Raw genomic sequence first — 12,269 nt, forward strand, 5'->3', positions numbered from 1 at the left:
GGCGCCCCATCGCCGTACCGGCGTCTCAAAAGTCCTACGGGAGTCCTACGGGAGTCCTACGGGAGGTCCTGCGGGAGGTCCTGCGGGAGGTCCTGCGAGGTCAGCGCTGCCTCGGGTTGCCGCCGCGGGGCATGCGCATGCCCTTGGGCATCGGGCCCTTGGGCAGCGGCATGTTGCTCATCAGGTCGCCCAGCGCGCGCAGCCGGTCGTTGGTCACGGTGACCTGCGGGCCGGACAGGACGCGGGGGAGCTTGAGCATGGTCGTGCGCAGCTTCTTCAGCTCGACCTGGTCCTCGCCGGTGCCCACCACCAGGTCGTGCACGGGCACGTCGGCGACGATGCGGTTCATCTTCCGCTTCTCGGCCGCGAGCAGGGACTTCACCCGGTTCGGGTTGCCCTCGGCGACCAGCACGATGCCGGCCTTGCCGACCGCGCGGTGCACGACGTCCTGGTTGCGGTTCATCGCCACCGCGGGGGTCGTGCTCCAGCCCCGGCCGATGTTGTCCAGCACGGCCGCCGCGGCACCCGGCTGTCCCTCCATCTGGCCGAAGGCCGCCCGCTCGGCCCGGCGCCCGAAGACGATCGCCGTCGCGAGGAAGGCGAGCAGCACGCCCAGGATGCCGGCATAGATGGGGTGACCGATCAAGAAACCGATCGCGAGGAGGACACCGAAAACGACGATGCCGACACCCGCGAGCACAAGACCGATCTTCTTGTCGGCCTTGCGGGTCATCTTGTAGGTCAGAGCGATCTGCTTCAGTCGCCCTGGATTCGCAGCGTCCGCTGCCGGTTCCTTCCTCGCCATGGCACGAAGTCTACGTGCCCCCGAAAGCGCCGACGACGGCAGTGTCCGGCGGGAGTCGGGGCGGAGGCCGGCGCCGGGGTCAGGGGCGGCCGGCGACGGACTGCCCGAGCACCCGCTCCGTCTCGATGCGCTCCTTGGCGCGGCGGCGGTCCTCAAGGACGGAGGTCCAGGCGTTGCGCCGGGCGGTGCGCTGGCCGCTGCTCATCAGCAGCGACTCGACGGCCCGCAGCGCGGTGGAGAACGACGGGATGGCGGTGGCGCGGACGGCGGTGGGGCGAACGGCGGTGGGGCGAACGGGCGCGGCCTGCATCGTGGAGGTCCCCCCTCGGTACGGCTCCGGGTACGGAGACGGGTGTACGTGGTGTGATTCCAGGGTCACTGACTGGTGTTACCAGGGCGTGACCCGCCGGTCAAACGGACGTGAAGCCGCGATGCCGGGCCCGGAACGGGCGCGCGGCCCCGACCGGTGTCCTCATCTGCGAGGACGGTCGGGGCCGCGGAATCTCGGCCATTACTGGCGAGTAGTGCCTTGTGCGTGAATTCACACGGTGGCGGAGTGACGCTGCTCCATGGCCATGCCGTAGAGCCGCCCCGCGCGGTAGGAGGACCGGACCAGCGGGCCGGACATCACACCGGAGAAGCCGATCTGCTCGGCCTCCTCCTTCAGCTCCACGAACTCGTGCGGCTTGACCCAGCGCTCCACGGGGTGGTGGCGCACCGAGGGGCGCAGGTACTGCGTGATGGTGATCAGCTCGCAGCCGGCCCCGTGCAGCTGCTTCAGCGCCTCGCTGACCTCCTCGCGGGTCTCGCCCATGCCGAGGATCAGGTTGGACTTGGTGACCAGGCCGTAGTCACGGGCGTCGGTGAGCACCTTCAGCGAGCGCTCGTAGCGGAAGCCCGGGCGGATGCGCTTGAAGATCCGCGGGACGGTCTCGACGTTGTGCGCGAAGACCTCGGGGCGGGAGTCGAAGACCTCGCGCAGCAGCTCCGGCACCGCGTTGAAGTCGGGGGCGAGCAGCTCGACCTTGGTGCGGCCGTCCGCGCGCTCCGCCGTCTGCTGGTGGATCTGGCGCACCGTCTCGGCGTACAGCCAGGCGCCGCCGTCGGGCAGGTCGTCACGGGCGACGCCGGTGATGGTGGCGTAGTTCAGGTCCATGGTGACCACGGACTCGCCGACGCGGCGGGGCTCGTCGCGGTCGAGCGCCTCGGGCTTGCCGGTGTCGATCTGGCAGAAGTCGCAGCGCCGGGTGCACTGGTCGCCGCCGATGAGGAAGGTCGCCTCGCGGTCCTCCCAGCACTCGTAGATGTTCGGACAGCCGGCTTCCTGGCAGACCGTGTGCAGGCCCTCGCCCTTCACGAGGTTCTGCATCTTCGTGTACTCGGGGCCCATTTTCGCCCGGGTCTTGATCCACTCGGGCTTGCGCTCGATGGGGGTCTGGCTGTTGCGGACCTCCAGGCGCAGCATCTTGCGTCCGTCGGGTGCGACTGCGGACACGACCGGCTCCCTAGCGTTTGATTCTTCGGCGTGCCCCAGGGTACGCCCGTTGATTTGGTGGCCGGCGAGGGTGCTGGCCCTGCTGGGGGCTGCCGCCCCCAGACCCCCGCTTTCGGCCTGAACGGCCTCGTCCTCAAACGCCGGACGGGCTGGATTTATGCCGCCGGTGCCTTCTCGATCACCCGGGGCTTGAGGTCCGCGTTCTCCAGGACGTCCCGCAGGTGGCGTTCCGCCACCGGGAGGACCTCCTCGATGGTCACGTCGCGGCCGAGTTCGTTCGCCAGGGAGGCGACGCCCGCGTCGCGGATGCCGCAGGGGATGATCCGGTCGAACCACTTGTTGTCGGGGTTCACGTTCAGCGCGAAGCCGTGCATGGTGACGCCCTTGGCGACCCGGATGCCGATCGCGGCGATCTTGCGGTCCTCGCGGCGCTGCCCGGCGTTGGAGGGGGCGTACTCGGGCCCGTTCATGCGGGGGTCGAACTCGTCGTCCGTGAGACGGGGGTCGAAGTCCAGGGAGAGGCCGCCGAGCGCCGGGCGCCGCGCCGTCTCCTGTTTGGGTTCGCCCAGGACCCAGACCCCGCTGCGGCCCTCGACCCGGGTGGTCTCCAGGCCGAACTCCGCGCAGGTGCGGATCAGGGCCTCCTCGAGGCGCCGTACGTGTGCCACCACGTCCACCGGGCGCGGGAGCTTCTGGATCGGGTAGCCGACCAGCTGGCCCGGCCCGTGCCAGGTGATCTTGCCGCCGCGGTCCACGTCGATCACGGGCGTCCCGTCCAGCGGGCGCTCGCTCTCCTCGGTGCGCCGGCCGGCGGTGTAGACCGGCGGGTGTTCGAGGAGCAGCACGGTGTCGGGGACCTCGTCGGCGAACCGCGCGGCGTGCACCCGGCGCTGCTCGTCCCACGCCTCCTGGTACTCGACGCGTTCGGCATCGAACCCCATTCGGACGAACCGCAGCTCACTCACGGCAAGTGCCTCCCTGGAAGGTCGTCAGGCACGAAGCGTGCCCAAGCCACTGTACGACCGCCCGCTCGTCGTCAGCCGGGCGGGCAATCCTCACACGATCGGATGAATGCCGCTCGAAGCCTGCGATCGGGCGTTTACTCTCCGCTACATTCACGCCGTTCACGAGGCCATAAGGGCTGCTCACAGGCGCTCCGGGCAGATCGGCCCGGAAGGCAGGAGACCGCACCGCACCATGACGGAACGACCCGCGCAGCGCACCCCCAACCGCCAGCTCGCCGCGCTCATCGCCGAAGCGGGGTTCTCGAACGCGGGTCTCGCGCGTCGCGTCGACCAGCTCGGACTCGAACACGGCCTTGACCTGAGATACGACAAGACGTCCGTCACCCGGTGGCTGCGCGGCCAGCAGCCCCGCGGCACCACCCCGGCGCTGATCGCCGAGGTCTTCACCCGGCGCCTGGGCCGCCGCCTCACCGCCCAGGACCTCGGCCTGGACGCCTGCGCGCCGGTCTACGCGGGCCTGGAGTTCGCCGGGAGCCCGGAGGAGGCGGTCGACATCGTCGGCGGCCTGTGGCGCAAGGACTCCGGCAGCCACGCCGAACTGCGGAAGATCGCCTTCACCCCGGCCGGGCTCGTCGTGCCCAGCCGGGACTGGCTGATCGGCCGCGCCGACGACAAGGTGGCCCGCGCCGAGGTGCCCCTCCGCATCCCGGCGCAGGGCCGCCCGGCGACTCCCCGGCTCCCGGCCGTCCCGCTCGACCCGTCCCGGCGCAGGGCCCCGGCCGAGCGCGGCCCCGGCCAGAAGGTCACCGGCGGCGACCTCGCCGCGCTGCGCTCGGTCGGCGAGCTGTTCCGCAGCCTGGACGACCGGTACGGCGGCGGGCACGCCAGGCAGGCGCTGGTGCGGTACCTGGAGCACGAGCTGGAACCGATGCTGCGCGGCACCTACGGCGAGCAGACCGGCCGCCGGCTGTTCGGCGCCGCCGCGGATCTCACCCGGCTCGCCGGCTGGACGTCGTACGACATCGCCGCGCACGGCCTCGCCCAGCGCTACTTCGTGCAGGCGCTGCGGCTGTCGCAGGCGGCGGGCGACCGGGCGTACGGCTCGTACGTGCTGGTCACAATGAGCCGCCAGGCCGTCTACCTGGGCCACGGGCGTGAGGCCGTGCAGCTCGCGCGGGTGGCGCAGCAGGGCGTCGGGACCTCGGCGCCGCCGGTCGTGCAGACACTGCTGCACGCCGCCGAGGCGCGGGCGCACGGCGTGCTCGGCGAGGTGCGGGCCTGCACCGCCGCCCTGGTGCGCGCCGAGCGGGCGCTGGAGACCGCGCGGCCGGGCGACGAGGTGCCGCACTGGGCGCGCTTCTTCGACGAGGCGCAGCTCGCCGACGAGTTCGGGCACTGCCACCGCGACCTCCAGCAGTTCCGCGCCGCCGCCCAGCACGCGGAACGCTCGCTGCAGCTGCGCGCACCCGTCTACGCCCGCAGCCGGCTGTTCTGCCGGGTGGTCCTGGCCACCGCCCGCCTCGGCCTCGGCGAACTCGACCAGGCCTGCCAACTGGCCGCCGAGGCAGCCGGGCAGGCGGCCGAGATGCGCTCGGTGCGGGCCGCGGAGTACGTCCGCGACTTCGAACGCCGCCTGGAGCCGTACCGCGACGCGCCCCCGGCACGCGGGTACCGGGACAAGGTCGCCGCACTGGGGTGATGGCGGCGCCGCCATCGCCGCGGACGGCGACGGGCCCCGCCGGCCCCTGGCGGGGTGGCGGGGCCCGAGGGCTGCCTGGTGGGGCTGATCAGGCGGGGCTGTTGTAGCGCTCGATCGCGTGCATGCGGTCGAAGGTCCAGCCGCTGGTGGCTTCCCAGCTGTGCAGCGGGGAGTTGAGGGTGCCGTCGGCCTTGGCGGTCCAGGTGATGGTCTTCACCTTGCCGTCCGAGTAGCCGTAGAGGGTGGCGAGGTCGTCGCGGCCGTCGCCGTTGTAGTCACCGGTGATGATCTTCATCTGCTTGCGGTCGTAGTTGCCGGCCGCGGTGGTCCACAGGTCGGTACGGCCTGCGAACTTGCCGGTGGCGTCGGCGGTGAAGCCGATCACGGTGTCGTGTCCGTCGCCGTAGTCGTACCAGGCGGCGAGGTCGTCGCGGCCGTCACCGTCGAAGTCGCCGGAGTGGAGGCTGGCGGCGTCGAAGTTCCAGCCGGTGGTGCTCCAGCCGTGGACGGCCGTGTTGTCGAAGCCGCCGTTGGCCGTGGTGGGGAAGGTGATGAGCTTGACCTCACCCGTGGAGTAGCCGTAGAGAGCGGCGAGGTCGTCGCGGCCGTCGCTGTTGTAGTCGCCGGTGGCGAACTTCATGCTCGACGCCGACCAGCCCTCGGTGCGCGTGAAGGAGGAGAAGGGGTTGTTGAAGCCGCCGTCGGCCTTGGCGAGGAAGGTGTGCAGCTTGTCGCTGCCGTCCGCGTAGTCGTACCAGACGGCGACGTCGTCGCGGCCGTCGCCGTTGAAGTCACCGGAGTTCGCCGTCATGCGGTCGAAGGTCCAGCCGGTGGTGGTCTTCCAGGAGTGCTGCGGCTCGGAGAAGGAACCTCCGCCGAGACCGAGCCAGGTGATCAGGCCGACGTCGCCGTTGGAGTAGCCGTAGAAAGCTGCCACGTCGCCGCGGCCGTCGCCGTTGAAGTCACCGGTGAAGCGCTTCATGTTCTGGGCCGAGTAGTTTCCGGCCACGGTGTTCCACGCGTGGTCGGGGCTGTTGAAGCCGCCGTCGGCCTTGGCGCGGAAGGTGTGGAGCTCGTCGCTGCCGTTGCTGTAGTCGTACCAGTCGGCCATGTCGCTGCGGCCGTCGCCGTCGTAGTCGTGGCGGACCTCGGTGCCGGCGGCCCACAGGGAGGCGCCCTGGGCGTTGTGGATCACGAGGTTGCCGCGGTTCTGGAGGACGACCTTGCCGCCGGGGGCGGTGGTCTTCGACTCCCACAGGACGGTGCTGCCGTCGGCGTCGAGGACGGCGAGGTTGCCGTTCGTGTCGAAGCGGGCGGTGGCGCCGGGGTGGCCCGCGGTGCCGGTGGACCACACGGCCTTGCCGGCGTTGGAGACGACGGCCAGGTTGCCGTCGGCCTGCATGGTGAGACGGGCGGCGTTGGCGAGGAGGCTGTCGCCGGAGCGCAGGGTGGCGCCGGGGGCCAGGCTGTTGCCGCCGGCGATGTTGTCCAGCCGCGCGGAGATGGCGTCGTTACGGGTCTCGGCCGGGTCGGAGCCCCAGCAGCCGCCCTGCCAGGACTGGCTGGCGAGCGCGACCAGTTCGAACTTGCCGTCCTTCTGCCGCAGGAGAGGGCCGCCGGCGTCGCCGGCGCAGATGGCGTCGCCGTCGGTCTTGCCGTCGATCGCGACCGTGGTGCCGGAGACGGACTGGACCGTGAAGCTGGCCGTGTGCCGGGCGCGAGGCACCCACTCGTCCTTGGTCCGGCCGAACCCGACGACCGTCAGCTCCTCACCGGGGGTGGGCGCGGTGGTGGCCAACGGGACGGTGTGCGAACCGCCCATGGGGGATTCGAGACGGGCCAGGACCATGTCACGGTCGGTGCGGGGGACGAGTTCGACGACCTCGACGGGCCAGCTGATGCCGGGGAGATTGGGATTCGGGTCGACGGGAAACACGGCCGTCGTCTTCCACTTGGGCTTCCCCGCCGCGACCGCGCCGCTGCCGAGATCGTCGGCGAAACAGCTGGCTGCCGTGGCCAGCCACTGGGATGAGATCAGCACGCCGGTACAGGCCCGCTGATCGTCACCTATCTGCAGACGTGCGGAGAAGCCGTATGCGTTGGCCGTACTGGCCGGGCCGGTGGCGGCCTGCGTGGTACCCACCGTGAGGCAGGTGGCCGCGATCGCGGTGGCGACCAGACCCGCCGTCAGGGATACGCGTGAGCGTGGTGCGGACATGATGCGGTACTCGTTCCTATCCGAAGTGGTGTGGGGAATGGTCGAGAAGTGCATCAGCCTGTGACACGGATCTCGACCAACACGGAGTGAGCGCCGCCGACCGTCCCCTCACCCACACTCTTGAATTCGTCTTCGGCCAAGCTGACCGTCTGGGTCTGACCTTCTGCGGTCAGGTCCGCGCTGATGGGGTGCTCGCTGGTCTCCAAGGCGAAGACACGGGGCAGTTCCAAGGTGAGATAGCCAGAAGTCGCCGTGGCGCGGAAGCAGTACGTTCCCTTGCGGCCGACGGATGAGTCCGCGACGGTGTAGACCATGATCTGGTCAGGGGTCTGGTCGCACTCGGTCATCTGGATCCGGCCGTCTCCCCGCTTCAGCTTGATACCCTCCTCGGCCAGAATCCTGTCCGCGCCCGGGTAGTTGAAGTCTTCCACGACGCTCGGCATCTTCTCGTCGGCCGCGAGTGGAGCGGTGCCGTTTTCTGCCGAGGCCATGGACGATAGGCCGGTGACTGCTGCAGCGGCGATGAGAAGGGAAGTCAGAACTCCCCTGGTACGGCGTCTCATTGCGGTTTCTCCTGGGATGCAGGGCTGACTCTCGTTGCAGGAACTCTGGCAACGAAAGTGTCAGTGACATGGTCCAGGAAGGCATGCTGAAGCCACAGCAATTCTCTGGATGGTCGTGCATCTTGTGCAGTTGGCTCCACGTCGGCGAAATGTTCCGCCTTTTCAGTCAACCGTTCAACGCCGCCATTCGATGCCCCCCTGGCAATCGGGCTGAAGAGTATCAAACAATCATTCGATACGCACCTGTTGTTCACGCCGCCTGCACAGATGGCCGATAAGAGGCTCCCGGGCGGGCATCATTGGTCGGAGATCTACTTACATAGTCTGTATGTCGCATATGTGATTGTCCGTCAACACAGTACGCTGTCACGTTGGTTGTGAAGCCTTGATGGAGTAGTCGGGGTTGCTTGGTGTGGAATCCAAGGGCGCGACATGACGGATGGGAAGGTTTGTGTATATAGGACATGGCGTGCCGAAAAGTCGCCGAAGAGGGTTGCCAGTGGCACGTGTGCTCGCCCTGACACTCCTGCCTTTGGCGCTCGTCATGGGGTTGTTGGGCGCTGGGCAGGGCCCCGCCTCAGCTGCGACAAGTATCGGTTCTGACGCGGCACTGGCGGCACTCGCGGAGGCGTCTCCCACGGACCGGGGCCGAGTCGTCGACTACTGGAGGTCCGGAGGCCCCGGTGTGAAGGCCGCGGCCGAAGCCGCGCTGACGGGTGAGGACGCCGACCTGCAAGCGTTTCTGGCCGTCGCCGACGAACTGGTCACGCAGGAAGCCCGGGTGAATGCCGCTCAGATGGCGTCCCTCGGTGGGACCGAGACGCTCGCGGCCGCGAGGACTGCACTGTCCGGGACTCCCGAAGATGTGAAGGCCTTCGTCGCCTGGGGTTGGGAGGCGCCGTTGGAGCAGGATGAGCGGGTGTGGACCGCGCGGGTGGTTGATGCGGGCGGTCCTCAGGTGCAGGAGGCGGGGCGTGCCGCGCTGGCGGGTTCGGCCGAGGATGTGAGCAAGTTCCTCACGGAGGGCCAGTACACGCAGCGGCGGGAGGACGAGCGGGTCCAGCTCGTTCAGATCATGAGTGTGGGCGGCTCCAATGTGCGGGCGGCCGGCCGGCTGGCTTTGAACGGCACGGCGGAGGAGATCTCTGAGTTCCTTGAGGTCGGTCAGTTCGTGGCGCGGGCCAAGGACCAGGAACACGCCACTGTCGAGCAGCTTGCCGCGCAGGCGAAGGAGGCGGGCCGCCAGGCTGCCGCGGAGACCAAGGCGGCCAAGGCCGAGTCGGAGAAGGCGGTCGAGGCTTCGAAGCTGGCGAAGGAAGCCGCGTTGCTTGCCGCACGTGAGGCGGAGGCCGCGAAGGACGACACGGATGCCGCGGGCCGGGCCGCTTCTCGTGCGGCCAAGGCTGCGTCACAGGCGGCGAAGGCCGCTCAGCAGGCCATCGACTCGGCACGTGCCGCGAACAGTTCGGCACGGGTCGCGGCCAGCGCCGCGTCCCAGGCGGCATCGGCGGCGGCGGGTGCCTCTCAGGCGGCTTCTCGTGCCCGCAGTGCGGCGGCTGACGCTGCCACGGATGCGAGCAAGGCAGACGCGGCGCGTCAGGCGGCGAAGACGGCGCGTGCGGCCGCCGAGGGTGCTGACAAGGCGGCCGATGCGGCTGACCAGGCATCGACGGCGGCAACGGCGGCCGGTGACGCGGCCAAGGCCGCGCTGAGCGCGGGTTCGAACGCGAACGCCGCTGCCGACGCGGCCGTCGAGGCCGGCGGCTTTGCCAACGCCTCGAGTGCCGCGGCTCGCGAGGCTCGTGCTGCGGCCGCTGCCGCCAAGAGGCACGCGGCCGAGGCGAACCGCGCCGCTGCGGCTGCCGAGTCCCTGGCTCGCAAGGCCGCAACGGCCGCGCGGCAGGCGCGGGACTCGGCCAGATCAGCGGCCGGGCACGCGAGGAAGGCCGCGGACGCGGCTGAGGACGCCGCCGATCACGCCGGTGACTCAGCGACGGCCGCCGCGAAGTCGACCGAGCACGCCAACGCGGCCACCGAGGCCGCCGACGCGGCCAGTGCCGCGGTCGTCAAGGCGCGGCAGGTCTTCGTACTTGCCCGCGAGGTCGAGGTCGAAGAGCTTCTGGGCCGGATGAACGCCGGTATCGAGCGGGCCAAGGACTACAAGGCCGATGACGAGCAGCAGACCGCGGCGGAAGCCGCCCTGGAACAAGGCGACCGGGACCGGGAGACCGAACGCGACCGTCTGGTCACCGCGGCAGGACAGCCCGGTGCGGACCTTCCCTCGGTGGCGAAGGAGGGCCGCGCTCTTGCCGTGCTCACCATGAAGAACGGCACGCCGTGGGGGCGCGCGGCGGCGGAGGCGGCCCTCGCCGGGCCCGACGAGGTCGTCATCGACTGGCTCCGCAACGGTTGGCGGACGGCACAACAGCAGGACGACCGCTCCTACGTCGAGCGGCTCGCCGAGGAAAGCCCGGTCAAGGAAGTACGCGAGGCCGCCGAGGCCGCTCTCGACGGCGACGCGGCCACCGTCACCGAGTTCGTGGACAACGGCCAGTACGAGATCAGCAGCCAGTACATGCGAACCGGCATCGCACAGATCATCTCCACCGCCGGACCGATCCTCAAGGAGGCCGGCCGGGCCGCCCTGAACAGCAACGACCCCAAGAAGCACAGCGAGTTCCTCACCGAGACCCAGTTCGCCAAGCGGACCGAGGACGAGCGGGTGCAGGCAGCTCAGCTGGTCGAGTCAGGTGGCCCCGAAGTGCAGGCCGCGGCCCGCGTCGCGCTGGCCGGTTCCCCCCAGATGCTGCACGCCTTCATCGTCTCCGGCCACTACACGGCGATGAACAAGGATCAGCTTGCGGCCACCCACGTCGCGATCGTCCAGAAGATGATCAGCGACGCGGCGGGTGTCGCGGCGACCGCGCAGAAGAACGCCGCGGAGGCACAGCGCGTTGCCGCCCTCGCCCGCAAGGCGGCCACCGAGGCAGCCGACTGGGCCGACAAGGCCAAGGACTCCGCGCAACAGGCGCAGGACCACGCCGACCAGGCGGCACAGTACGCCCAGGAGGCCGAAAGCTCCGCCGCCAAGGCCGCCGCGTCCGCGAAGACGGCACGCAACGCCGCCAACAGCGCCGACATCGCCGCCGCTGACGCCGCCCGGTCCGCCACCGACGCCACCCTGTCCGCGGAATGGGCCCAGAACGAAGCGACAAGCGCCTCCTACGCCGCCAGCCGGGCCCGCCAGTCCGCCCTCGCCGCCGGCAAGTCCGCCGACGCCGCACTCGCCGACGCCACAGCCGCCTTCAAGGCCGCGGTCACCAAAGCGAAAGAAGAAGCAGAAGCCCGACGCAAAGCCGCCGTCGCCGCCAAGGAAAAGGCGATCAACGACAACGGAGCCCGCGCCCGGGAACAGTACCGCTGCCAGAACGCCTACATCCCCTGCGACCCGGTCAAACACGCCCGCTGGTGCCAGCACAACGAAATCCTCTGCGAAATCGAAGCCGCAGGCCCCGCCATCGGCGCCGCAGGCAAAAAGCTCTGGGGCATTACCAAGGAACTCACCGGCCTCAGCAACTACACCGCCTGCCTCGCCAAGAAAGACCTCGACAACTGCGGCAGCCTCGCCGTAGACGCCCTCATCGGCGCAAAACTCAAAGCACTCCACGCCGCCTACGACAAACTCAAACTCCTCAAGCGTGGATGTAAGATAGCAAGTAAGTCCGCCATGCGGGCGGCGGTAGTGGGAGCAGCCTCTGCGGAGCTGCCCTGCGGAACCCACGACGTGCCAGGAATGCCGCGTCCTGCAACGGCAATTCCGCGAACTGGTGACTGCAAGGCATGTGCGGAAAGAATCCGTGACAGTCTCGGAGGGGGTGAGGTAGTGCGGTTCGACCCGCCAAGGTACTTCGGCCCCTATCGAGGTCAGGACACCATGAGCTGGACCCACCACTATGTTGTTGTCCGAGACGGTCGTGTCTACGATGCCTTCACTCCGTCGGGTGGTGAAGCCATCGATGTTTACAAGTCCAAGTGGTTGTACGGTGATGCAATTGAATTCGGATTCTAGAGCAAGTGTGCTCCACTTCATAGAAAAGGTTCGTGCCCGACCCGAGATGTACGGCTTGGATGATTCCTACTATCCAACTGTGACATTTCTTGAGGGGTATGATCTGGGCTGCTCGGGCGCTTTGCTCGACGGATTCACTGAATGGCTCCTCGCTCGCAAGGGTGAGGATTCTAGTTTCGGCTGGAGGGTGCTTGTTCTAGAGGAGGCATTCCCTGGCAGTAACGTGCACTGGTCGGAGTTGAACGAAGACCAGGAGCGTCGCGCAGTCGCTCAGCTGTTTATCCTGCTGATCTCTTTTCTCGACGACCGGATTGGTCAGCCAGGGGAATAGCTGGTGGGGGGCCGCCCACGGCGGCGCCCCCCGGTGGGGCAAGCCCCCCCCCCCGCCCCCCCCCACACCGCCCCACACCCCCCCCACACCCCCCCCACCCCAACCCCCCCCACCCCCCACAACA

Annotated in this window: 9 protein-coding genes; 3 read left to right on the forward strand and 6 right to left on the reverse strand. The window is 69.3% G+C overall.

Annotated features, from left to right (window positions below):
• Nucleotides 1-100: 100 nt before the first annotated feature.
• The 4 genes from ACFC1X_RS38690 to lipB all read right to left on the reverse strand — a co-directional run bounded on the left by ACFC1X_RS38690 (nt 101) and on the right by lipB (nt 3,265).
• Nucleotides 101-805 carry a DUF4191 domain-containing protein gene (locus ACFC1X_RS38690; protein ID WP_376363757.1) on the reverse strand — a complete coding sequence of 235 codons (705 nt, stop codon included), beginning with the start codon at nt 803-805 and terminating at the stop codon, nt 101-103.
• A gap of 79 nt (nt 806-884) precedes the next feature.
• Entirely contained in the window at nt 885-1,115 is a 231-nt protein-coding gene (locus tag ACFC1X_RS38695; protein ID WP_376363760.1) for a hypothetical protein, read from the reverse strand.
• Between the two features lie 231 nt (nt 1,116-1,346).
• Nucleotides 1,347-2,300 carry a lipoyl synthase gene (gene lipA, locus ACFC1X_RS38700; protein WP_376363763.1) on the reverse strand — a complete coding sequence of 318 codons (954 nt, stop codon included), beginning with the start codon at nt 2,298-2,300 and terminating at the stop codon, nt 1,347-1,349.
• A gap of 155 nt (nt 2,301-2,455) precedes the next feature.
• On the reverse strand, nt 2,456-3,265 hold the full coding sequence (gene lipB, locus ACFC1X_RS38705) for a lipoyl(octanoyl) transferase LipB (RefSeq protein WP_376363766.1): 810 nt from the start codon (nt 3,263-3,265) through the stop codon (nt 2,456-2,458).
• 232 nt (nt 3,266-3,497) lie between these two features.
• On the opposite strand from lipB, the gene ACFC1X_RS38710 reads away from it, so the two are divergent.
• Nucleotides 3,498-4,964, forward strand: a complete 1,467-nt coding sequence (locus ACFC1X_RS38710; RefSeq protein ID WP_376363769.1) for a regulator — start codon at nt 3,498-3,500, stop codon at nt 4,962-4,964.
• Nucleotides 4,965-5,052: 88 nt separating this feature from the next.
• Here ACFC1X_RS38710 and ACFC1X_RS38715 read toward each other — a convergent pair whose 3' ends face one another.
• Together ACFC1X_RS38715 and ACFC1X_RS38720 are read right to left on the reverse strand one after the other, a co-directional pair.
• A complete protein-coding gene (locus tag ACFC1X_RS38715) occupies nt 5,053-7,182 on the reverse strand; it encodes an FG-GAP-like repeat-containing protein (protein WP_376363772.1) in 2,130 nt (709 codons plus the stop codon).
• A 53-nt stretch (nt 7,183-7,235) separates the two neighbouring features.
• Nucleotides 7,236-7,745 (reverse strand): hypothetical protein, encoded by a 510-nt coding sequence (locus ACFC1X_RS38720; RefSeq protein WP_376363775.1) that lies wholly within the window; start codon nt 7,743-7,745, stop codon nt 7,236-7,238.
• A 544-nt stretch (nt 7,746-8,289) separates the two neighbouring features.
• Between ACFC1X_RS38720 and ACFC1X_RS38725 the strand changes: the two genes are divergently transcribed.
• The gene (locus tag ACFC1X_RS38725) at nt 8,290-11,814 is read left to right on the forward strand and encodes an ALF repeat-containing protein (RefSeq protein ID WP_376363854.1); all 3,525 of its coding nucleotides are present in this window, start codon (nt 8,290-8,292) and stop codon (nt 11,812-11,814) included.
• A 79-nt stretch (nt 11,815-11,893) separates the two neighbouring features.
• Nucleotides 11,894-12,145: a hypothetical protein gene (locus tag ACFC1X_RS38730; protein ID WP_376363778.1), complete on the forward strand. Its 252-nt coding sequence runs from the start codon at nt 11,894-11,896 to the stop codon at nt 12,143-12,145.
• Nucleotides 12,146-12,269 lie beyond the last annotated feature (124 nt).

Source organism: Streptomyces sp. NPDC056128, from assembly GCF_042263835.1.
GTDB lineage: Bacteria > Actinomycetota > Actinomycetes > Streptomycetales > Streptomycetaceae > Streptomyces.

What these genes read in the sequence shown, in the direction of transcription:
- ACFC1X_RS38690 (WP_376363757.1), bottom strand. Translation starts at nt 805, where the DNA reads ATGGCGAGGAAGGAACCGGCAGCGGACGCTGCGAATCCAGGGCGACTG.
- ACFC1X_RS38695 (WP_376363760.1), bottom strand. Translation starts at nt 1,115, where the DNA reads ATGCAGGCCGCGCCCGTTCGCCCCACCGCCGTTCGCCCCACCGCCGTC.
- ACFC1X_RS38710 (WP_376363769.1), top strand. Translation starts at nt 3,498, where the DNA reads ATGACGGAACGACCCGCGCAGCGCACCCCCAACCGCCAGCTCGCCGCG.
- ACFC1X_RS38715 (WP_376363772.1), bottom strand. Translation starts at nt 7,182, where the DNA reads ATGTCCGCACCACGCTCACGCGTATCCCTGACGGCGGGTCTGGTCGCC.
- ACFC1X_RS38720 (WP_376363775.1), bottom strand. Translation starts at nt 7,745, where the DNA reads ATGAGACGCCGTACCAGGGGAGTTCTGACTTCCCTTCTCATCGCCGCT.
- ACFC1X_RS38725 (WP_376363854.1), top strand. Translation starts at nt 8,290, where the DNA reads ATGGGGTTGTTGGGCGCTGGGCAGGGCCCCGCCTCAGCTGCGACAAGT.